Genomic DNA, 22,397 nt, shown 5'->3' on the forward strand with positions numbered 1-22,397 from the left:
ATCGGTTGCGTAACTACATAACTGCGTGACTTCGTTGCTTCGGTACCCGGCATCGCGATGCACAGCGCGCACGCACCGGCAGCCGGTGCGCGCGCACTTGCAGCAGGGGTGCCGGCAGCGGCGCCTTTATACGGCTTTCGGCGAAATGCCGACGTTCACCGGCGGGGTTTCTTCTTCCTCGAGCGAATCGAGTTCACGGCCCGCATCGCGCCATGCGTCGAGGCCGCCACGCAGCGGCAGCACGTCGGTAAAGCCCACGTCGGTCAGTGCCTTGGCCATCCACGCCGCGGAAATTTCGTTCGGGCACGAGCAATAGATGACGAGCTTTTGATCACGCGGATACTTCGCCATGATGTCTTCGAGCTGGCGCTCGTCGGCGAACTGCGAGCCCGGAATCACGAATGGATCGAGCTTGCGCTTTTCTTCTGAACGAATATCGAACAGGATCGGCGATTCTTTTTTCAGCATCAGGTCGTACAGCTCGTCGACGCTCATGCGGGCCGATGCGAGCTTGTTGATCAGCTGACGGCGGCGCGTCCAGCGATACGCTGCGTATAGCACCAACAAGCCGACGATAGTGAGCCCGGTCACCTTGCCGTAGTGGCTGGCGGCCGCGAACAGCATGTCCAGCTGCTCGGCGAACAGCGCGCCGATGGTCAGCCCGACGCCGGACCACAGCGCCGCGCCGATGCTGTCGTAGGTGAGGAAGGTACGGTACGGCGTGTGCATCGCACCTGCCATCGGGATCGACACGATCGACAGGCCCGGTACGAACTTCGCCACGGCCAGCACGCGTACGCCCCAGCGGCCGAAAAAGCGCTCGGTCTTTTTCACACAGGTGTCGCGTGACAGCGACAGCTTGCACAAGGTTTTCAGCGTGTTGCCGCCGTAGATACGGCCGGCCATATACCAGGCGCTGTCGCCGATCAGCGTGGCGAAGATCGACAGGACCAGCACCGACAGGATTTGTGTGCCGACCGAATCCGGATGCATCGAGGCCATTGCACCGAACAGCACGAGGGACGGCATCGCGGGCACGGGCAGCCCGATCGATGCAGCGAGGACATTGACGAACACGAGTGCCGGCCCGTATTGCTCGACGAGATCATGTAGCATCGGTTTACCTTGGCGGTCGTATCAGCCGCATTCGCATCAGTTAGATTAAGGATTATGGACGCATTTCGGCGGTGTGCAAGCATCAGGGCGGGGCGCCCGCCGGGCTTGCCGGACCGGTTTGAGCACCGCGCCGCCGCTGCGTGCGAGGGGCGCACCGCGCACTGGGCAAGCGATTTCTGAAAGCCTCGCGCGGGTCGCTTCAGTTTGCGCGACGGTGCTCGCCGCACGGCCGCCGGACCGTACGGCATCGAGCAATCGGGTAAAACCTGCTGGTTACTGCGCGAAGCAAAAGGGATGAAGATCGAGCGGCTGGCGCGGTGCGCTGCCGCCTGACTCAGACTCCTTGCCGATGATTGTGCTGTTCGCCCGGTAGCTCGGCGCCGTGCGCGCGAATCGCCGCGATCAGTTCGGCCGGCGTGATTTCATAACGCACTTCGCGGTGAATGCCCGGTTTACGTTCGTCGACTTCGACGAGAAGAATGCCTTTGCCGTCTTCTGTCGCCTCGAGACGCAGCGTACGCAGTTCACGCCCGGTCGCGTCGTCGTGCTCGGTGAGCAGGGCCATTGCCCCGGAAGACCCGGTAGTGCGCATCGAAAATTTCCTCATCCGTTGTTGAACAGGCATTGTACGGGTGCTTGACCCTTCTGTCGCGCGGGGCCGCAAACCGCCAACCGGCGCGCGTAGTATGTTTTTCAGGTTGAGTTTAACGCGACTTGCTGCGCCGCCCATTGCATTTTTTGTGCCCCGCGCCGGTGCGAGGCACGGCATGCGGCCGCACTGGGCGGCGCTGTGCCTTGCAGTGCGGCAACCGGCAGCGAGCTGCATCGCCCGCGACGAAACGTTTGTATCGACACCGGTCTGCTGCGACCACGCAGGCGCCCGATTCAGCGTCGCTCAACGTGCAATGCGCATAGCGCGACGGTGCCGAACCGCCCGAGCGTAGCACCGTTAGATGAACGTTCCTGGACCATGCGCGATGCAATGCATGAGCTCACGCATTGCATCGCGCATGGCGGCAAATTATTCTTTGTCGAACTTTAGAGCCTGGATCAATCCGGTAGTTATTGCTTTGTGTTGCGTCAAGCATTGGATGAAGCTTTGCATCGCTTGGACTGCCGGCCCCGCATCGGTCCTGCAACGGTCCCGCATCGGCTACGCCATCGCCGCCCGGCAAAAAAATAGCCCGTCCCCAGACGAGGACGGGCCGCTAAAACGCCGTTGTTACTCGGGTCAGCCGGCCCGCACACACTTCGGGGCGCTGACGAACTGATGCTGACGGTTCATTGACGGTTTGTCGAGGTGGGGCTAACGCCGATCCATCAGACATAAACCTGGTTCGCGAGCCGAAACCGCCTACACTGAAGAGACTTTTTGCTGTGCCGCCGATCACTGCAGGTTATCGACGGTGCCTTCATCAATGCGACGCGATGCAGAACATCCTCGACCGTACTGAGGAGTCGCTTGCCGAGGCGTTTGCGTCCCTGGCAAGAAATGCCCGGCGTCAACAACGCCTGTACTTCGCGACGATTGCAGTCCTGATGTCGATTGTCGCTTTCTCCGCCTTGCTGCTTGCGCTGTTCGCAATCAACAAGCAGCTCGATCTGCAACGTACCGTCAGCACGCAGAACGCCTCCGATATTTCGCTGTTCCTGCATCGCGGCATGTCGTTCCTGATCCGCACGGAACTGACCGTGCAGTTCTACCTGCAAACCGAAGATACGCATCTGGCGACCGACGATGTCGTCGACGCGGTGCGCCGCACCGGCATGTCGGTGAGCCGCTCGGCGATGCTGGATACGCGCTTCGACCTGCTGGTGCCGCACGCGACCAGCGCGGCATGGAATGTCGATCTGCCCACCAGGCTGTGGCGGCTGCGGGAAGCCGCCGACGCGACGCTTGCCACGCGTCATTCGTTCGAGCTGCCGTATCGCGCGCTGCTGCTCGGGCTCGACGCGGACTACGCAGCGATCCTGCCCGCCATCGATCCGGCCAGCGACCCAAAAGCGCCGCCTGTGACGCCGCAGCTCGCGGCTTCGCTGCGCGCGACGATCCTCGACGCGCTCGCGGCCCAAACCGGCAAGCGCACACTGGGGAGCGGCGAGCGCCTGCTGATCGGCCCATATCGCGACCCGTTGCTGGGCGCGCCGGTGGTGACTGCGCTAACGGTCTTCAGCCCGGGCGGCACGCCTACGATGCTGATCGCGTTGACGATTCCGGCCGACACGTTCCTCGCTCATCTGCATGAACCGCCCAACTCGGCCACGCTGTTGCTGGTCTCCGCGCAGCATATGCCGGTGGTGTCGGTGCCGCCGCCCGCACCGGCCACGCTGCGGATGCTGCGCGACGCGGCCGCACAGATGCCGGACAACAGCATCCGCTATACGCCCGGCGGCGCGCTGTTTGTCGATCCATTGCGGCCGGGGCATAGCCGGCTTGTCAGCTACGTCACGTGGGGCGCGGTGATCGAGGCGATGGCATGGCAGGTGGCGGCGCTGGTCGGGCTCGGGCTGCTGCTGGTGGTGGCTATCGCGCTGACCGCGAAATTCTGGGGCATGCGCCTGTTGCGCGACTGGCACGACGAGGCGGCGCGCGCGCTGGAGAACGAGACGATCAATCACATCGTCGTCAGTGCCACGCCGATCGGCTTGTGCATCGTCCGGCAGCGCGATTTCTCGATCGTCACGTCGAACCGGCGTGCGCGCGCACTGCTGCATCTCGGCGACGCGGCGAGCCTGCCGCCGCACATCGCGACGCAAATGTCGCGCAGCATGCGGGCCCGCGCGGATGCGCAGCGCACGGCGCGCGAGATGGCGGAATTCCTGGTGCCCGCGTTGCCGGGGCCGGGCGATGCACCGGACGCGTCGATGCTGCAGATCAACTACGCAGGGGCGAGCCATCTCGACGAGCAGGTCTTCATCTGCGCGATTCTCGACGTGACCGCGCGCTATGCGCTCGGCCGCCAGCTGCGCGCGGCCAAGCGCGAGACCGAGTCGATCATGCGCGCGCAAAGCAGCTTTTTCGCGGCGATGAGCCATGAAATCCGTACGCCGATGAACGCGCTGCTCGGCAACCTCGAACTGCTGTCGCGGAGCCCCGGCCTCGAGCCGCATCGACAGCGCCTGCGTGCGCTCGCGATGGCGGCCGACGGGCTGCGCCGCATCGTCAGCGACATTCTCGATCTGTCGAAGATGGACGCCGGCAAGATGCAGCTCGTCAGCGAGCCGTTCGTGCCGCTCGACGATCTCGAACAGCTCGCGTTGTCGTATGCGCCGCTGGTCGGCGAACGGGCGCTGCGCTTTCATGCGTATCTGTCGCCGACGCTCGGCACGACGCTGCTGGGCGATCGCACGCGGGTCGTGCAGATCGTCAACAACCTGTTGAGTAATGCCTTCAAGTTCACCTCGAGCGGCAAGATCACGCTGCAGGCGAGGGTCGTCGCCGATGCGCAGCGGCGCGGCGTGCTGCAGTGCCGGGTCAGCGATTCGGGCATCGGCATCAGCGAGGCGCAACTCGCGCAGATCTTCAAGCCGTTCATGCAGGCGCAGCCGCAAACCTCGAAGCGCTTCGGCGGCACCGGGCTTGGCTTGTCGATCTGCGCACGGCTCGCGGAACTGATGAACGGCAAGGTGACGGGCGAGAGCGTACCCGGGGTGGGCAGCGCGTTCACAGTGACACTGCCGCTCGATGTGCCGCCGGGCGAAGCGGGCGGCCTGCTGGAGCCGGGCGCGCCGCCTGCCGCGCCGGTGCGTGGCAACGTGTTGGTGTTGTGCCAGGAAAGCGCGTTTGCCGATTGGCTCGACGAAGTCCTGACCTCGCGTGGCTGGCTGGCGACGTGCGCGGTTTCGCTGGATGCCGCGCAAGCCTGGCTGCGCATCAATCGCCCGGCTGCGATGATCGTCACCGAAGAGCACGGCAGCGAAGCGCTCGCGGTGTTGCGCGCGGCGCGAGCGGCGAAGGTGCTGCATATCATGCGCGCCGGTCCGCATCAACCGGCGTTGCGCGGCGATGGGGTGATCGAAGTGACGGAGTTCAGTCAAAGCGCGCTTGCGGCGGCGCTGGAGCTCGCGGTGAGCGGCACGGCGCCACCGGAGGTGCAGAGCGGTGCGCGTCACGGTGACGCGTCGCCGTCAGCAGAGCCTATGCATGCCGCGTCCGCGTCTGAGGCCGCGGGCATAACCGGCACGGCCGGCAGCGCCGGCTCCGGTTCCGGCTCCGGCTCCGGCTTAAGCGCGTTGCGCGTGCTGGTCGCCGAAGACAATCCGCTCAATCAGGCGCTGATCGCCGAACAACTGACGACGCTGGGCTGCGAGCCGATCGTGGTCGGCAACGGCAAGCAGGCGCTCGCGGTGCTGGCGCAAAGCGAAGTCGATCTGCTGATGACGGATATTCACATGCCTGTCATGGACGGCTATGCGTTGCTCGCCGCGCTCCGCGCTGCGTATCCCGCATTGCCGGTGCTTGCCTTTACGGCGGTGACCGGCGCCGGCCAGGCTGGCGAATGGCGACAGCGCGGCTTTGCCGGATGCATTGCGAAACCCGCATCGCTCGCGCAGCTCGCGGCGGGCCTGCGTGAAGCCGGCGCGCAGGCGTCCGCTGCTGCAACGGCTGCCATCGAGCAACCGGCGCAGCAAGCGGCAGAACAGGGCGCCGGACAAACCGCCGCGAGCGTACCGCCCGCCGCCGCGAGCGCCGACGACACCCTCGACGCGCTCGATCAGGCCCGCTACATGGCGATGCTGAAGGATCATTTGCGCACCGATCTGCCGCGCCTCGCCGCGCTGCTCGGCGAGCGCGATCACGGCGGCTTGCGCGACTGGGCGCACAGCGCCGGTGGTGCATTTCTGATCGTGCGCGAACCTCGTTTCGCCGAGCAATGCCGCGAACTGCAGCGTTTGTGCGACGTCTCCGGCCAATGGACCGCTGAGCTCGCGCAACGCGCGCTGGCACTGCATGACGAACTGCGCAACCGCTTCGGCGTCGACCTGCCGGCACCGACGCCGCATTGAACAACCCGCAACCCGCAATGGCGCGTCGCGCGCAAGCATGTATTGCGATGCGTCGGCACGACGCCACAGTCGAGCCTCGCCCGCCTTCTGTCACGTAATATTACGAACTGCGCACCGTGCCGGCCCGCCGGGCATTGCCGCTGCAACGGCTTGCGCTGGTCTGCCCCACACAGATTTTCAGAACGATTCGATTGACAGGGATTGCACCATGCCCGCGCCCATCCACCACTACCGCGTCGCCCTGTGCGCCGCCGCCGCTGCCGCCGCGTCGTTCGCCGGCATGCCGGATGCGGCTCGCGCGCAAAGCAGCGTGCAGCTATACGGCGAGATCGATACAGGTCTGGCGTATTTCAGCAATGTCGGCGGACATGCGCTCACGCAGATGTCCACCGGTCTCGTCGACGGCAGTTACTGGGGCCTGCAGGGAAGCGAAGATCTGGGCGGTGGCAACAAGGCCGTGTTCCGGCTCGAAAGCGGCTTTTCGTCGACCAGCGGCGAACGCTTCAACGATCATCCGCACTACGTCGGCCTCGAGAGCGACCGATATGGCACGCTGACACTCGGCCATCAGTACGACCTGATCCACGACTACTTCGCGCCGTACACGCTGACCGGCGGCACCGGCGGCACCGCCTTCGCACACGTGTTCGACAACGACAACGCGAACAACACGTTCCTCGCGAGCAATTCCGTCAAATATGCGAGCCCGAGTTTTGCCGGGCTAAGCGTGGCCGCGCTCTATGCGTTCTCGAACAGCGCCGGCCAGTTTGCGAATAACCGCGTGTACAACTTCGCGGCCAGTTACCAGCGTGGGCCGCTCAACGGGGGCATCACGTATCTGCACGCAAACGGCCGCGGCACTGACGGCGGTGCATTCGAGCCGGCCTTGCTGCCCGGCCCGGAGCGCAGCGTGTTCAATGCGCTCGCCGCGACGCAAGATACCTACGCGGCCGGCGCGAGCTACGTGATCGGCGGCCTGACGTTTGCGGCCGCGTGGTCGCGCTCGACTTTCGGCGGTGTGAGCGATGCCGATACCGGCACCGCGCAGCCGGGTATCGGCCTGAGCAATTACGAGCTAAACAGTATCTATCAGCTGCTGCCGAACCTCACGCTGGCCGGCATGTACGTCTACACCAAAAGTTCGGGCGCGCACTGGCACCAGGGCGCGCTGCAGGCCGACTACACGCTGACCAAGCGCACCGACGTGTACGTTGAAACGCTCTACGTACGCGCCACGCCGAATGCGCCGGCCGTGATCAACTCAGTCGATCCTTCCTCGAGCCGCAACCAGTTGATGATGTCCACCGGCATTCGCCACCGCTTTTAGCCCGCATTCAGGCTGCTTTTAGTGCCCGTGATGTTGCGGCACCGCCGGCGCGCCGATCTGCCGATACGGCGCGGCCTTGATGAAGGCTTCGTGCGCATCGCACTGCGCGATGATGCGGTCGATGGTCGGGGTATCCGGCAGCACGATGTTGAACACCCGCATCACCGCGACGATGCTCGCCAGCGCGAGATCGGCGAAGGTCGGCGAGTCGCCATGACACCACGTGCCGGTGCCGGTTTCGCTCGCGAGGCGCTTCTCGAATGCGTGCATGCCCTGGCCGAACCATTGCATCTGCCATTCGCGCCATGCGGCGAGATCGAAGCCGCCGCGCTCGAGCAAATACGTCTTCACGCGCGGCACGACGAGCGGGTGCGTGTCCGCGGTCAGCATCGCAGCGAGCGAGCGCACCCGCGCGCGGCCGTGCAAATCCGCCGGCAGCAGCGCGGGCGTCGGGCATAGCTCTTCCAGATACTCGAGAATCGCCACCGATTGCGTGAGCGGCTGTTGCCCGACTTCGATCAGCGCGGGCAGCGAACCAAGCGGATTCACGGCGAGGAACTCTGCGCTTCGTTGTTGGCCGGCATCGAGATCGATCGGCATTTCATGCGCATCGAGTCCTTTCAGATTGAGCGCAACGCGCACGCGAAAAGTAGCGGACGAACGCCAGAAGCCGAACAGTTCGAATGGGCTGGACACAGACATGGTGATTTCCTGACGGGGGTTAGAAGCGCCGTTAGGATAAACGCACCGCTAATTGTTTGCAGCGATGTGGTTAAGGGTTCTGACGAATTGTCGGGATTACATTTACACGACAGGTGCACAACAATTGCGCCACAGGTGCATGGCCGATCTGTGACACAAAAACACTGGAATAAACCGGTGCGGGCCGCGTTCGCCCCTTTGACCCCCATGCAAAGGTAGGCTTTATGAGCGAACGACCATTTTCATTCACCGACCTGATACGGCATCCGGGCCGGCATCCTGGTGCGATCGCCGGTCTATGCGCGATCGGCGCCGCGGTGCTCGCAACCGGGGGCGCCTTCGTCTACGTTGCAGGCTTCGCGGCACCGTCGCGGCTCACGCCGCAGCACATCGTCAATCGCTTCGAAGGCTATGGCGGCGTGCATCCGGGCTTTCGGCGCAATCATGCGAAAGGTGTCTGCGTAGCGGGCTATTTCGAAGGCAGCGGCAATGCGACGCGCATCTCGCGCGCGGAGCTGTTCGAGCACGTGCGTACGCCGGTGATCGGCCGGTTCGCGATTCCCGGACCGAACCCGGTGGCGCCCGACGGTAGCACGCCGGTGCGCAGCTTCGCACTCGAATTCCAGCTGCCGGATCATGCGCAATGGCGTACCGGCATGAATAACACGCCGGTGTTCGCGGTCAATACGCCGCAAGCGTTCTATGAACAGCTTGCGGCCGGTCAACCCGACCCCGCCACCGGCAAACCCGATCCGGCGAAACTGAAGGCGTTCTTCGGTGCGCATCCGGAGACGCAGCCGTTCCAGCAATGGGTGAAGGCGCATCCGCCATCGAGCAGCTTCGCCAATGCGGCTTACTACAGCATCAATGCGTTCAAGGCGATCGATGCGCAGGGCAATGAATCGTACGTGCGCTGGGCGATGGTGCCGGAAGCGGCCTATGCGCCGGCCAAACCGAGCGGCAATGCGCCGGACTACCTGTCGGATGAACTGTCGAGCCGCCTCACCCAGGGGCCATTGCGCTGGCATCTGATACTGACCGTCGCGCAAGCGGGCGACGTCACCGACGATGCGACGCGCGCATGGCCGGCCGACCGGCAGCAGATCGATGCAGGCACGCTGACCATCGAACAGGACAGTGCGCAAAGCAGCGGCGATTGTCGCGACGTCAACTACGATCCGACGATCCTGCCCGATGGTCTCGCACCGTCGAGCGATCCGCTGCTGGCGGCGCGCTCGGCTGCGTACTCTGTCTCTTATAATCGTCGGCTTCATGAAGAAGCCCATATGCCCGCGGGGCAGATTTCGTCGATAGAAGGCCATCAATGAGTACTGGTCACGCACATTTCAGCCCGCTCGCGCGTTTCTTCCATTGGCTGATGGCGCCGCTGGTCGTGGCGATGCTGTTTATCGGTGTGGGCATGGTCGCGACAGTGTCGCAAGCGCGTCTGACCTTGATCGCGATTCACCGGCCGCTTGGCATAGCGATTCTCGTGCTGGTCGTGCTGCGCTTTTTGTGGCGCCTCACGCATCGCGCGCCGCCGCTACCTGCCGATATGCCGGCATGGCAGCGTTTTGCGGCGTTGGCATCGCACTGGGTGTTGTACGCGCTGCTGTTCGCGATGCCGTTGGTTGGCTGGGCGATGCTGTCGGCGGGTGGTTATCCGGTGCATCTGTTCAGCGGCTTCGATCTGCCGCCGATCGTCGCGCAGGATCCGCGCATCTACGCGATGCTGCGCGGCGCGCATACGTGGCTCGCTATGCTGCTGTTTGTCACGTTTCTCGCGCATTTTGCGGCGGCATTGTTCCATGGTCTGATTCGTCGCGACGGTGTGTTCTCCAGCATGGCGCGCGGAAAATCGCGCTAGGCGCCACCAGGCCACACGACGCGACGGCTGACGACATTCATCGAATTGTTCGATCAACCAATCATGAATTGCTGATTCTCTCCGCAGGGCCGATTCACTACACTCGTGAGCGGTCCATCCTTACAGTGCGGCAAGCAGGCCGCTACATGGATGGACCGTTCACGACGATAAAAAACCCGGCCTATGCATCGCATTGCCTGACGGCGATGCGCGGAGGAGACAGGCATGTTGATGGTTCGGCACTACAGCCGCGCGTGCTTTACGCGCATCGCGGGTATGACTGCAGCGCGCTTCGTCTTCCGCCACACGCTGCCGCCGTTCGACTCCTTCGTTATTTCTTTGCCGACGGTGCGCGCATGACGTCCGTCGCTCGCCCCACCCAGACCTGCGACGTATCCGCACTTGTCGAGAAGCAGACGCTCGGCGGTTTCGCATTCGGCCTGATTGCATGGTGTTTTCTGATTGTGCTGATCGACGGTTATGACCAGGTGGCCGTCGCCTATTCGGCGCCTGCGCTGATCCGCGCGTGGCACACCACCGCAGTGGGTTTTGGACGCGTATTCGGTGTCGGCCTGTTCGGCGTGCTGGTCGGCTCGCTGTTGCTCGGCTTTTGCGGCGACCGTTTCGGCCGGCGCCGCACGATCATCTACGGCACGCTGTTTTTCGGCGTATTGACGCTTGCCTGTGCCCGCGCGAACTCGCTTGAAGAGCTGACCGTGCTGCGCTTTCTGGCCGGCATCGGGATGGGCGGCGTGGTACCGAATACGGTCGCGCTGGTGTCCGAATACGCGCCGAAAGCGCGCCGCGCAACATGGATCACGCTGATGTTCTCGGGTTTTTCGATCGGCGCCGGCGGTGGCGGCGCAGTCGCATCGTGGCTGCTGCCGAAGTTCGGCTGGCCGGTGATTTTCGTGGCCGGCGGCGCGGCAGCCGTGGTGGTTGCGCTCGCATCGTTTGCGCTGCTGCCTGAATCGATTCGCTTCCTGATCCTGAACCAGCGCGACACGCGGCAGATCGCGCGTCTCGCGCGGCGCCTGGGTGCGCCGCAAGCACAAACTGCGGATGCGCAAGTGCGCTACGTGCTCGACGACGAAACGGTTACGCGTCGCGCAAGCATCATTGCGCTATTCGGCGACGAACTGCGCGTGATTACGCCGCTGCTGTGGATCGTGTTCGTGCTGAACTCGCTTGCGCTGCATTTCCTGCAGAACTGGCTGCCGATTCTGTTCAGCATGAGCAACCTCGAGCCAGGCCGCGCCGCACAGGTCGCAATGATGTTCCCGGTGGGCGGTACGGTTGGCGCGCTCGCGCTGAGCCGCTACGTGGACCGCTACGGGATGGCGGTGGTGTTGTCGTTGGCCGTGCTCGGTTGCCCGCTGGCAGCCTCGCTCGGCATGACGATGCCGCTGGCCTTGCTGTTCGCTGCGGTATTTGCGAGCGGTGTATGCGTGATCGGCACGCAGTTCGGGCTTTATGCGGTAGCAGGGATGGTTTATCCGACCACGCTGCGCTCGGCGGGCGTGGGCACCGCGATCGGCGTCGGCAAACTCGGCTCGGTGGCCGGCTCGCTGCTCGGCGGCGTGCTGCTGGCGATGCACTTGCCGCTTGGGAAGCTGTTCGTCAATGTGTCCGCGATCTTTGTGTTTATCGCGCTGTTTTCGGCACTGCTCGGGTGGTCGCAGCGCGCGACGAATGGGGCGGCAGGGCGAGCGGCGTAACGCGTTTGCGCTCGCGCTGTCTGGCGGCGTGCGGTGCGCAGCGCACGCCGCACGAGTAACGGTGAAGCACGCCTGGCGGCCCGTGGCTTTACCTGCTTGCCTTTATTTGCCCGCCTTATTTACTAGCACCACGCCGCGCCGCGGCCTTCGGCGCCGCCACGGCGGTTTCCTCTTCATCGGCGACCGGACGCTGCCGCGCCGCTTCGCCGAACATCTCCGTGAACGCATCGAGCACCGGCAGCATGTCGCGGCCGCTGCGCGTGATACGGTAAAACGAGAATTCCACCTCCGGCCGCATCACGTCGATCTGCACGCGATAGTGCCGGCAGATGTGCTCGCAGAACGACGGCATGATCGCCACGCCGAGCCCTTCATGCGCCATCGCGATCGCGGTCTGCAAATGGCCGACCACCGTGCGGCGGCTAACGGTGACTTCTTCTTTCGACAGCGTGGCTTCGATCAGCCGCTGCAGCGGGTTGTCTTTCGGCAGCGTGATCAGCGGCAGCCCTTCTAGCGCGCTCCAGCGCACACCATGACGCTCGCGCGCGGCAGGCCCCCCCAGCGACATGTCGCCGGCCGCCGACACCGCAACGAGGCGCGTCGGGAAAATCGGCACGCGGTCGATGCCGGAGATCTGCGAGAAGAAAATGCCGAACGCCGCGTCGAGATCGCCTTCTTCGACCATCTTCAGCAGTTCGCTGGGCGGGCGGTCGACCAGTTCGACGGTGGTGGCGGGGGCGCTCTGCGCGAAGCGCGCAAGCACTTGCGGCATCAAACTCGCGGCGATCATCGGCGTGCAGCCGAGCAGCAGCGACGACTGCTTCTGCCGCCCCAGCTCATTGAGTTCGATCACCGACTTTTCGAGCGTCTCGACGATTTTCATCGCGGTCGGATAGAACACCCGGCCGGCTTCGGTCAGCGCGACGGTGCGCGTGGTGCGCTCCAGCAGACGGCACTGCAACTGGGTTTCGAGCTCGCGGATGATCGCGCTCAAGGCCGCCTGGCTCAGATGCATGCTCTGCGCGGTCTTGGTGAAACTCGATGCGTTCGCAACGCCGAGAAAAACTTTGAGCTGCTTGAGGGATAGGTTCATCTACAACGATCCTTCATTTTCGGCACACGAATGCCGCAGATTCTATCCCTTTCGTGCGGTACCCAGAAGCGCGCGTGGTTTTCAGGCCGCGCGCGCGGCTGGTTTTTTGCGGCGATGTGCTGCGCCGTGCCGTATCTACGCGCGCTTACGCAAAGCTGTAACGGCCTTCTTCATCGCGCGTGATGGCGCGGGTTGCCGCGATATCTTCGAGCTGACGCACCACATCGCGGCCATCGCGCGTGCCGGTTGCGGCCATCAGTTCGGCGAAACGTTTCGGGCCGTGCGCCAGCGCCGCTTCCAGCGACTCGAAGCGTTGGCCGTCGTACTTCGGCGCGTGGGGCACGCGGTGCTCGAGCGGCCGCAGCGCGCCCGGCGCGAGCAGCGGCAGCGTCAGGTCGAAGCCGGCCTTCGCGGTGCGCACCGCGCCATGCGGCATGCCATGCAGCGAAGGATCGAGCGGCATCGCGCGCAGGTTGTCCTGCACGACGAGGTCGCGGTCGGCCTGAAAGCGCGTGGCCAGCGCCCAGTCCATCTGTTCTTCGGAGAAGATGTCGATATCCGGATCGACGACGAACACGTGTTTGACGTTCGCGAGCGACGCGAACACCGCCGCGATCGCATTGCGCGCTTCGCCAGGCACGCGCTGCTGCAGCGCGACGCGCACGTTGAACATACCGCCGGTCGCCGCGCTGCAGTACACCGCCTTGACTTCGCGCACGGCAGTTTCCAGCGCACGCCATACAGTCACTTCGGTACGCAGCGCGGCGAGCTGCGCGGTATCGGTGCGCGCCATCGCGCTGCCGCCGATCGTGCAGGTCTGAAATACCGCGTCGCGGCGATGCGTGATCGCGGTCAGATGGAACACCGGGTTGGTCTTTACGCCGCCGTAATAGCCGAGAAATTCGCCATACGGGCCTTCCGGTTCCGCATGGCCGCGCTCGTCCAGATAACCTTCGAGGATAAATTCGGCATCGGCCGGCACCAGCAGATCGTTGGTCACGCATTTGACGACGCCCATCGCCGTGCCGCGCAATGCAGCGACCAGTTCGAGCTCGTCGGCGGGAATCCGCATTGTCGCGCCGACGTGATCGATCGGATGCGTGCCGACCGCGAAGGCGATCGGCAGGCGTTCGCCGCGCTTCGAATGCGCGATGCTGATGGCGCGCAGATCGGACGGCGCGACCAGATCGATGCCAGCTGTGCGGCGGCCGCGCAGCATCAGGCGGCGAATGCCGACGTTGGTCCAGCCGGTGTCCGGGTCGACGGCGAAGTCGATCGAAGCGGAGATGTACGGCGCGCCATCCAGATCGTGTTGCAGATGCACCGGCAACTTCGTGAAGTCGCAGGCGTCGCCGGTCAGCACCACTTGCTGCACGGGGGCTTCTTCGCGCGTGACTTCGACCAGCTTGCCTTTTACCGCGAGCCGCTCGCGCACGGTGGCGAGCAGGTTTGCAGGGGTCGTGTCGAACGCTTTTGCAAGGCGCGTGCGGCTGGCCGCAACGCTGCCTGCCAGCGAAATGTCGCCGCCCGACGGCTGTTTGAACCACACCGCGCGCGGGTTGCCTTCCATGATGGCGGCGACGTCCGCGAGATCGACGGGCGCGTCGCGGCGCTCGAGTTCGCTGTCGTCGAGCGCTTCAAGAAAGCGGCGCAGCCGGAACTGTTCGAGGTCCGGGGCGGTTGCGCCCGCAACGGTAGTGGGGATGGCTGTCTTCGGTCTCAAGTGGGGTTTCCTCGCGCAGTGCGGATGGACGTGTCGTGGGTGTCGGCGGGTTGGTTTGCAGGCTGCGTCAGCCGTGTTGGCTGACGCAGCCGCTCAGGTTCAGAAGCGCGCCGACAGCGCCGTCGCCGCCAGGTGCGCGGCGAAACCGCTCGCGCCCGAGGCCGGCATTTCCGGCGCCAGATGCAGGAACTGCTTGACCGCGCGCAACGTGACCGCGCTGTTGCCGAGCAGCGTTTGCGTCAGCGCGTCGGCGGCGGCATCGAGTTCGCTCGCCGCAACCACGCGGCTCACGAGGCCCGCCTGCAGCGCTTCGGCGGCGGACAGGCGGATGCGGCTCAGCACCATATGCGCGACCGTCTTCAGCGGCACGCGGCCGATCAGTGCCGACATCACCAGCGTCGGCGGAATGTCGCGCTCCATTTCGTGAATCTGGAACACCGCGCTATCGGCAGCCAGCGCGATGTCGCACACGCCCGCGAGCGCGCAACCGACGCCGATCGCTTCGCCACGCACCACCGAAATCACCGGCACGCGGACCGCTTTCAGCGCATCGTAAAGCGCGAGCGGCGGCGCGGCGACCACGCGACGCAGCGTTTCCGCCGAGGGTTTCGCATCGGCGGGCGGCATCGGCGACTGGCGGCCTTTGCAGAAATCCGCGCTGCTGCTGAGAATGCGCACGAGCTTGGCGTCATCGTCGAGGTTCGACACGGCGGCGATGATGGCGTCGCTCATTTCCGCGTTGATCAGATTGCCGTTGTCCGGGCGGTCCAGCACGATGTCGACGAGCGGGCCGTTTCTTTTGATGGCAACGAATTCAGAGGGCATGGCGTTTCCTTGTTCAGCGGGTTCGCAGCGAGTTCGTTCAGGCCGCGCGTGCGTGGATGTATTCCCACACCACCTTCGGCGTCGCGGGCATATCGAGTTCGTCGTTGCCGATTTCCCTTAGCGCATCGGCAAGCGCGTTGAAGATCGTCGCGGTAGCGGGTGTGATGCCGCTTTCGCCGCCGCCTTTCACACGCAGCGGGTTGCCGTGCGTTGGGTCTTCGGTCAATTCGACGCGCAGCGGCGGCACCACGCCGGCGCGCGGCATGCCGTAGTCCATATATGAGCCGGTCAGCACCTGGCCCGTTTCGCGGTCCACGTAACAGGTTTCCGACAGCGCCTGGCCGATGCCTTGCGCGAGGCCGCCATGCACCTGGCCTTCGACGATCAGCGGGTTGATCGGCTGGCCGACGTCGTCGACCGACGTGTAGTTGACCAGCGTGACGATGCCGGTGTCCGGGTCCACTTCGAGCTCGCACACGGCCGAGCCGGTCGGGTGAGCGGGCACGCGCGTGTTGACTTCGGCGTCTGCGTAGAGCTTTTTCGTAGCTGGCGCATCGGGCAGGCCGTCGCTCGCGATGCGGCGGGCGATGTCGAACAGGCTGGTGCGTTGACCGGATGACGGGCCGTTGAAATGGCCTTCCGCGAATTCCACCTGCTCCGGCGCGATATTGAACAGCCCAGCGGCGACGCGCTTGCCGGTGGCGACGATCTGCGCTGCGGTATCGACCAGCAGCATGCCGCCCAGACGCATCGAGCGGTCCGAATGGCTGCCGCCGCCGACGCTGACGAACGCGGTGTCGCCGGTGCGCAGTTTCACGGCAGACATCGGTACGCCGAGATGTTCGGCGATCACCTGAGCGAACGTGGTTTCATGTCCCTGGCCAGTGGATTGCGTGCCCGACACGAGGTCGATGCGGCCTTCCGGCAGCACGGTTAGCTCGATGCGTTCGCGCGGTGCGCCGACCGGTGACTCGATATAGTTCGCCACGCCAATGCCGCGCAGCTTGCCGTTCGCGTGCGACGCGGCGCGGCGTTGCTCGAAGCTGTCCCATTCGGCGAGTTCCAGCGCGCGTTCCATGTTGCGCTCGAAGGTGCCGCTATCGTAAGTGAGGCCCATCGGGCTGCGGTACGGCAATTTGTCATGCGTGACAAGATTGCGGCGGCGGATTTCCGCGCGCTCGATGCCGAGTTCCGCGGCGGCGAGATCGAGCATCCGTTCGATCACATGGTGCGCTTCGGGGCGGCCCGCACCGCGATACGGCGCGGTCGGCACCGTGTTGGTCAGCACCGCGCTCACATGCACCGCGGCCACTGGCACGTCGTAAACGGTGGTCATGATGCGCGTGCCATTCGACATCGGCACGTACGACACCGTATGTGCGCCGACATTGCCGATCCATTCGTTGTCGATCGCGAGGATGCGGCCTTCCTTCGAGAAGCCGATGGCCGAGCGGATGATCTGGTCGCGGCCCTGATAGTCGGACAGAAACGCTTCGCTGCGATCGCTGGTCCATTTGACCGGGCGGCCGATGCGACGCGCGGCCCAGATCACCGCGAGCTGTTCGACATAGACGAACGAGCGCGGGCCGAAGCCGCCGCCGGTGTCGGGGCACACCACGCGCATTTGTGCGGGCGGTACTTTCAGCGCGGTGGCGAGCACGAGCTTTTGGCGCACTGCGCCCTGGCTGCCGGAAATCAGCGTGTAGGTGCCGGTTGCCGCGTCGTAATCGCCGATCGCACTGCGCGGCTCCATCTGCGAATTGACGAGGCGGCTATGGTGAAACTCGCGGCGCAGCACGAGAGGTGCGCTTTCGAGAATCTTGCGCGCCGCTTCGCGGTCGCCGATTTGCGTCTGGAAACACAGGTTGTTCGGCGCGCCTTCCCACAGTTGCGGCGCGTCTTCGTGCATCGCATCGGCGCCGTTCACCACGGCGCCTAGCTCTTCGAAATCGACTTCGATCATCTCCGCCGCATTGCGCGCCTGCAGCGGCGTTTCGGCGATCACCATCGCGATCGCTTCGCCGACGTAGCGCACGCGGTCCACCGGCAGTGGAATATGCAGCTGATTGAAGATCGAACCGGTCAGCGAAGTCAAAAAGGCTTTCTTTGTTGCGTCGACTGCATCGATCGGATTCGGTATGTGGTCGCAGCCAAGGAAGCCGTCGTCGACATAATCCTGGCCGAGCAGCACTGCGATCACGCCGGGCGCTTCGCGCGCCATCGTCGTATCGATCGAGCGGAGCGTGGCATGCGCGTGCGGCGAGCGTAGAAAGGCTGCGTGAAGCTGGCCTTCGACGCGCAGGTCATCCGTGTATTGTCCTTTGCCCGTGACGAAGCGCAGGTCTTCGACGCGCGGTATCGGTTTGCCGATCATGCGTGTTCACCCTCTGCGTGTGTCGCGGCCGCGGGTTGCGGGGAGGTTTGCGGGTACATCTCGCGCGCTGCATGACGCACCGCTTCGATGATGTTCACATAGCCGGTGCAGCGGCAGATGTTGCCTTCCAGCGCGTGACAGATGCTGGCTTCGTCGAGTGCCGGCGCTTCGCGCAAAAAGAAATCGCACGACATGATCATGCCCGGCGTGCAGAAACCGCATTGCAGACCATGGCATTGCACGAATGCGTTTTGTACCGGATGCAGGCCGGTTTGCTCGCTCGGCTTCAGCCCTTCGACGGTGACCAGCGTGCCGCCGCTGGCCTGCGCCGCCAGCACCGTGCACGACTTGACCGACACGCCGTCCAGATTGACCGTGCACGCGCCGCACTGGCTCGTATCGCAACCGACGTGCGTGCCGGTCAGGCGCAGCGTCTCGCGCAGAAATTCGACCAGCAACGTCTGGTCCGGCACTTCACGCCGATACTCGACACCGTTCACCTGCAATTGGACTTCAACCATGATTCACCTGTACTGGATTTCATCTGCACACACGTTGCGCGCTTGCGTTGCCGCCTACTTCGCCGCTTCGGCCTCGGCGGATGCACTCATCATCGTGTTGAAACGCTTGAAGAACTCGGTTGCAAGCTTGTTCGCCACCGACGAAACGAGCCGCGAGCCGATCTGCGCGAGCTTGCCGCCAACCTGCGCTTCGGCCACGTAGTTGAGGACGGTGCCGCCTTCTTCCGCATCGGCGAGCGTGACGGTTGCGGTCATCTTGCCGAAGCCGGCGATGCCGCCTTCGCCTTGTCCTTCGATCTTGTAGCCGTTCGGTGCGTTGCGTTCCGATAGCAGCAGCGTGCCTTTGAAGCGCGCCTTCACGGGGCCGACCGATGCGACCACCACGGCCTTGAACTCGTCCGCGCTTTCCGCGGTAAAGGCTTCGCAGCCCGGCACGCAGGCCTGCAGCACAGCGGCATCGTTCAGGCCGTTCCACACCTGCTCGCGCGATGCGGCGATGGTTTGCGATCCGGTGAATTCCATTTGTTTCGTCTCCTTGGGGTCTGCCGTCAGGCAGGCTGTAAAGCGGGCTAGCGCAGCGGTTGGGCAAGCAGTGCCTGCAACGAGCGGCGCGTGTACGTCTGGATCAGATGGGCGCGATAGGCGGCCGATGCGTTCGGGTCGTCGGGCAGCGTCGACAGGTCGGGGCTCACGCTTGCGAGCGATGCTTCCGACAAGTCGGCGTTCAGTGCGGCTTCCGCGTCGAACCAGCGGAATACCGAAGCGCCCGCGCCGGTCACCGCGACACGCACCGCATCTGCGTACTGCGCGATAAACACGCCGACCACCGCATAGCCGGAAGCCGGCTGGCGAAACTTCGTATAAGCGGCGCGCTGCGGGATCGCGTATTCGATCGCGGTGACGAGTTCGCCCGGCTGGAGCGCGGTTTCGAACGTGTCGACGAAGTAATCGTCGGCGGCAATGCTGCGTTCGGATGTCACGACCTGCGCATTCAATGCGAGCACCGCGGACGGATAGTCGGCAGCCGGATCGTTGTTCGCCACCGATCCGCCCATCGTGCCGCGGTTGCGTACCTGCGGGTCGGCGATCACGCCGGCGAGCTGCGCGAGCGCCGGAATCGCGTCGATCACCAGCGGCGATGCAGCCACATCCGCGTGGCGCGTCAGCGCGCCGACGCGCAGCACGCCATTCGCGACGCTCACGCCACGCAGCGCGTCGAGGCGCGTCAGGTCGATCAGATGGGACGGTGCCGCGAGCCGTTGCTTGAGCGTTGGGATCAGCGTCATGCCGCCGGACAGCGGCCGCGCTTCTTCGTGCTCGCGCAGCCACGCAACGGCTTGCTCGAGCGAATCCGCGCGAAGGTAGGTGGTCTCGTACATAAAGTCTCCAGCGGCCGCGCGCCGGACCACGGCGCTAGCGGCCAGGTGTTGCTACGTCGTCTGCTTCAGCCAGTCTTCAAGTTTGGTTGCGAGCGCAACCGGTACTTCGTACATCGCATAGTGCCCTGCATTGGCGAGCGTTTCGAGCTCGGCGTTCGCGTACCACGTGAGCCACGTGCGCTGCATCAGTTCGGCGGTGAGCGTCGGATCGTATTCGCCGATGAACAGTTTGACCGGCACCTGGCTTGCCGCGCTTTGCGCGAGCTCTGCCGAAAAGTCGCGGGTTGCCCATTCAGGCAGATACGCAGCAAACGCTTCGCGGCGCGAACCGCGCATCGATTCGTCGGCAAGATGCGCGCTCCAGCGCGGCGTGAGCCGGTTGCCGGTCGAGAACGCAATGATGCCGGCGCGTTTCGCGACATCGGTGATCGTGCCGCTGAAACCGGCGAGGCGTGCCGCATCCATTCGCGAGCCGCAAGCCGGCACCGCGGAAATGCCCGCCATGCGCTCGACGCGTTGCGGCGCATCGAGCAGCACGCGCTGCATCGCCATGCCGCCCATCGAGTGGCCGATCAGGCTGAAACGGTCCCAGTCGAGATGATCGGCAAGCGCGAGCACGTCGCGCGAGGCTTCGGCGAAGGTGAATTCGCCGTCACGTTCGAGCGATTGACCATAACCGCGGTAATCGAAGAACACATACGTGAAGGCTTCCGTGTCGAGCGCCGGCGCAAGCGTCTGCCAGTCCGCCGAACTGCCGAACCAGCCGGACAGTGCCAGCACTTTGCGCGGACCGTGGCCGACTTTGACGAATCCATTGAGCGTGGTCATGCGTGCACCTCGTTGGCGGCTGCGGCGCGCGTTGCGTCGAGTTCGAGTGCCGGTGCGATCCGTCCGCGGCATTCGCCGAAGCCGATCGTCACGGCGCCGGCACGCGCGGCGCGCGCATGGAACAGGATCTCGTCGCCGTCTTCGAGTGCGGTGCGCGTTTCGCCGTTGGGCAACTGCAGCGGATCTTTGCCGGCGTTGGTGAGTTCCGTGATGCACGCGCGCGACTCGTCGCTCGCGCCGGAAATCGTGCCGCTGCCAAGCAGGTCGCCGGTGCGCAGATTGCAGCCGTTGCTCGCGTGATGCGTGACCATCTGCCCGAACGTCCAGTACAGATTGTCCAGATGCGTGCGCGTGATCCGCACCGGCTCGATGCCGGCGGCGCGCAACTGCGTGGTGGACAGGTACGCTTCGAGTTCGATGTCGAGGCCGCCGCTTTGCTGGTCCTGCACGCCGTCAAGGTGCGCAAGAATCGCCGGGTCGCCTGCCGCGCGCGGTGCAGCGGCCTTGCGAAACGGTGCGAGCGCCTCGGCGGTGACGATCCACGGCGACAGGCTCGAATGAAAGCTTTTACCGAGGAACGGCCCGAGCACCTGCTCGAACCATTGAATGCTTTTTGCGGACCAGTCGTTTAGCAGGCAGTAGCCGAAAATATGGTCGCGCGCATCATCGATACGGATCGGTTGCGTCAACGGATTGCCGCGGCCGATGAAAGCCGCGAGCTCCAGTTCGAAATCCATCGCAGGCGCAGGGCCGAAACTCACGTTGCCTTGAGGATCGCGATACTGCCCGTGCGGACGGCGCACGTCGCCGCCGCTCACACGCAGCGACGAAGCGCGACCGTGATAGGCGATCGGCAGCGATTTGAACGCGGGCGGCAGCGGGTCGGCGAGGCCTTTGTAACGGCCGTGCCGTTCGGTGTGATACAGCGAAGTCAGGAAATCGGTGTAATCGCCGATCTCGCACGGCAGGCGCATCGTCACGTCGGCATGGCGCGGCAGCAGCGCGGCGGCGCGTTGCTGGAGCACGGCTGCCTGCTGCGAGCCGCTGCGCAGCAGATCGGATACCGCACGGCGCAGCGCGCTCACGTAGCGCGGCTCGAGCGCCATCAGCCGGTTCAGCGAGCCGCCGCAAGCCGTCGCACATGCAATGGCTGCGTCGCCTTCGAGCAAACGGGCATCGTGCAGCGCTTGTAAATCGAGCACGTGCGCGCCGATCGCGATGCCGGTGCGCGCTTCGCCGTCGCGCTCGAAAGCGCCGAACGGCAGGTTCTGAATCGGGAAATCCGCGCCGGGCAGGTTCGCCGATTCGATCCAGCTTTGCAGGGCCGGATCGTGAGTCGAATTCAGGGCGGTCATGCGGGGCGCGTCTCCGTTACGGCTTTTTTCTGTTCGTCGGTCCACGCATCGAGCGTGGCGCGAGCGTGCATTTTATAGCCCGCGAGCGTTTCTGCGGACGCGACCGGCACCGTGAATTCCAGACGGAAGCCGTTCGGATCGAAGAAATAGATCGAGCGCACGAAGTGGTGATCGGTGACGCCGAGCACTTCGATGCCGTGTTCGATCAGGCGCTGCTTCATCGTTTCGAGTTCTTCGATCGACGACAGGCGCAGCGCGATGTGATTGACCCATGCCGGCGTATTCGGCGAAGGCAGCGCAGCGGTTTTATCGCCGAGATCGAAGAACGCGATGTTCGAACCATCCGCCATTTCGAAGAACAGGTGCACGTACGGGCAGTGCTCGCCGGTGCTCGGCACGCGGTCCAGACGGATCACGTGCGTGAGCGGCAGGCCGAGGATGTCTTCGTAGAAGTGACGGGTTTCTTCGGCATCGCGGCAACGCCATGCGAAGTGATGCAGACCGAGGACTGCGGGAAGCGTGGACATGTATCGTCTCCTTGCCCGGCGGACGATGGCCGCAC

General features: G+C 64.6%; 18 protein-coding genes. 5 read left to right on the plus strand and 13 right to left on the minus strand.

What is annotated here, in order from left to right; genetic code table 11:
• Positions 1-126: 126 nt before the first annotated feature.
• Complete coding sequence (locus tag ACYVNQ_RS03410; protein ID WP_460900863.1) at positions 127-1,116, minus strand: DedA family protein/thiosulfate sulfurtransferase GlpE; 990 nt, start codon at positions 1,114-1,116, stop codon at positions 127-129.
• A 334-nt stretch (positions 1,117-1,450) separates the two neighbouring features.
• Entirely contained in the window at positions 1,451-1,708 is a 258-nt protein-coding gene (locus ACYVNQ_RS03415) for a hypothetical protein (protein ID WP_460900864.1), read from the minus strand.
• 836 nt (positions 1,709-2,544) lie between these two features.
• Between ACYVNQ_RS03415 and ACYVNQ_RS03420 the strand changes: the two genes are divergently transcribed.
• Together ACYVNQ_RS03420 and ACYVNQ_RS03425 are read left to right on the plus strand one after the other, a co-directional pair.
• Positions 2,545-6,123, plus strand: coding sequence for an ATP-binding protein (locus ACYVNQ_RS03420; protein WP_460900865.1), 3,579 nt, complete (start codon positions 2,545-2,547; stop codon positions 6,121-6,123).
• A gap of 208 nt (positions 6,124-6,331) precedes the next feature.
• A complete protein-coding gene (locus ACYVNQ_RS03425; RefSeq protein WP_460900866.1) occupies positions 6,332-7,450 on the plus strand; it encodes a porin in 1,119 nt (372 codons plus the stop codon).
• Positions 7,451-7,468: 18 nt separating this feature from the next.
• On the opposite strand, the gene maiA is transcribed toward ACYVNQ_RS03425, so the two are convergent.
• The gene (gene maiA / locus ACYVNQ_RS03430) at positions 7,469-8,152 is read right to left on the minus strand and encodes a maleylacetoacetate isomerase (RefSeq protein WP_460900867.1); all 684 of its coding nucleotides are present in this window, start codon (positions 8,150-8,152) and stop codon (positions 7,469-7,471) included.
• Between the two features lie 257 nt (positions 8,153-8,409).
• On the opposite strand from maiA, the gene ACYVNQ_RS03435 reads away from it, so the two are divergent.
• From ACYVNQ_RS03435 to ACYVNQ_RS03445, 3 genes are all read left to right on the plus strand, one after another.
• A complete protein-coding gene (locus tag ACYVNQ_RS03435; protein ID WP_460901024.1) occupies positions 8,410-9,480 on the plus strand; it encodes a catalase family peroxidase in 1,071 nt (356 codons plus the stop codon).
• On the plus strand, positions 9,477-10,019 hold the full coding sequence (locus ACYVNQ_RS03440) for a cytochrome b (protein ID WP_460900868.1): 543 nt from the start codon (positions 9,477-9,479) through the stop codon (positions 10,017-10,019). The genes ACYVNQ_RS03435 and ACYVNQ_RS03440 overlap by 4 nt, the downstream gene beginning before the upstream one ends.
• Before the next feature lie 356 nt (positions 10,020-10,375).
• Positions 10,376-11,737, plus strand: coding sequence for an MFS transporter (locus ACYVNQ_RS03445; RefSeq protein WP_460900869.1), 1,362 nt, complete (start codon positions 10,376-10,378; stop codon positions 11,735-11,737).
• 115 nt (positions 11,738-11,852) lie between these two features.
• Here ACYVNQ_RS03445 and ACYVNQ_RS03450 read toward each other — a convergent pair whose 3' ends face one another.
• From ACYVNQ_RS03450 to ACYVNQ_RS03495, 10 genes are all read right to left on the minus strand, one after another.
• The gene (locus ACYVNQ_RS03450) at positions 11,853-12,830 is read right to left on the minus strand and encodes a LysR family transcriptional regulator (RefSeq protein WP_460900870.1); all 978 of its coding nucleotides are present in this window, start codon (positions 12,828-12,830) and stop codon (positions 11,853-11,855) included.
• 145 nt (positions 12,831-12,975) lie between these two features.
• Entirely contained in the window at positions 12,976-14,553 is a 1,578-nt protein-coding gene (locus ACYVNQ_RS03455; protein WP_460900871.1) for a UbiD family decarboxylase, read from the minus strand.
• A gap of 99 nt (positions 14,554-14,652) precedes the next feature.
• Positions 14,653-15,378, minus strand: a complete 726-nt coding sequence (locus ACYVNQ_RS03460; RefSeq protein ID WP_460900872.1) for an enoyl-CoA hydratase/isomerase family protein — start codon at positions 15,376-15,378, stop codon at positions 14,653-14,655.
• 37 nt (positions 15,379-15,415) lie between these two features.
• Positions 15,416-17,752, minus strand: a complete 2,337-nt coding sequence (locus tag ACYVNQ_RS03465; RefSeq protein ID WP_460900873.1) for a xanthine dehydrogenase family protein molybdopterin-binding subunit — start codon at positions 17,750-17,752, stop codon at positions 15,416-15,418.
• Entirely contained in the window at positions 17,749-18,273 is a 525-nt protein-coding gene (locus tag ACYVNQ_RS03470; RefSeq protein ID WP_460900874.1) for a (2Fe-2S)-binding protein, read from the minus strand. Before ACYVNQ_RS03470 ends, ACYVNQ_RS03465 begins: the two co-directional genes overlap by 4 nt.
• A 54-nt stretch (positions 18,274-18,327) precedes the next feature.
• Entirely contained in the window at positions 18,328-18,795 is a 468-nt protein-coding gene (locus ACYVNQ_RS03475; RefSeq protein WP_460900875.1) for an SRPBCC family protein, read from the minus strand.
• 47 nt (positions 18,796-18,842) lie between these two features.
• On the minus strand, positions 18,843-19,652 hold the full coding sequence (locus ACYVNQ_RS03480; RefSeq protein ID WP_460900876.1) for an FAD binding domain-containing protein: 810 nt from the start codon (positions 19,650-19,652) through the stop codon (positions 18,843-18,845).
• A gap of 51 nt (positions 19,653-19,703) precedes the next feature.
• Positions 19,704-20,480, minus strand: coding sequence for an alpha/beta fold hydrolase (locus ACYVNQ_RS03485; RefSeq protein WP_460900877.1), 777 nt, complete (start codon positions 20,478-20,480; stop codon positions 19,704-19,706).
• The gene (gene fahA / locus ACYVNQ_RS03490) at positions 20,477-21,835 is read right to left on the minus strand and encodes a fumarylacetoacetase (RefSeq protein ID WP_460900878.1); all 1,359 of its coding nucleotides are present in this window, start codon (positions 21,833-21,835) and stop codon (positions 20,477-20,479) included. The genes ACYVNQ_RS03485 and fahA overlap by 4 nt, the downstream gene beginning before the upstream one ends.
• Positions 21,832-22,362, minus strand: coding sequence for a VOC family protein (locus ACYVNQ_RS03495; RefSeq protein ID WP_460900879.1), 531 nt, complete (start codon positions 22,360-22,362; stop codon positions 21,832-21,834). The genes fahA and ACYVNQ_RS03495 overlap by 4 nt, the downstream gene beginning before the upstream one ends.
• Positions 22,363-22,397 lie beyond the last annotated feature (35 nt).

This window comes from Paraburkholderia jirisanensis, from assembly GCF_054782355.1.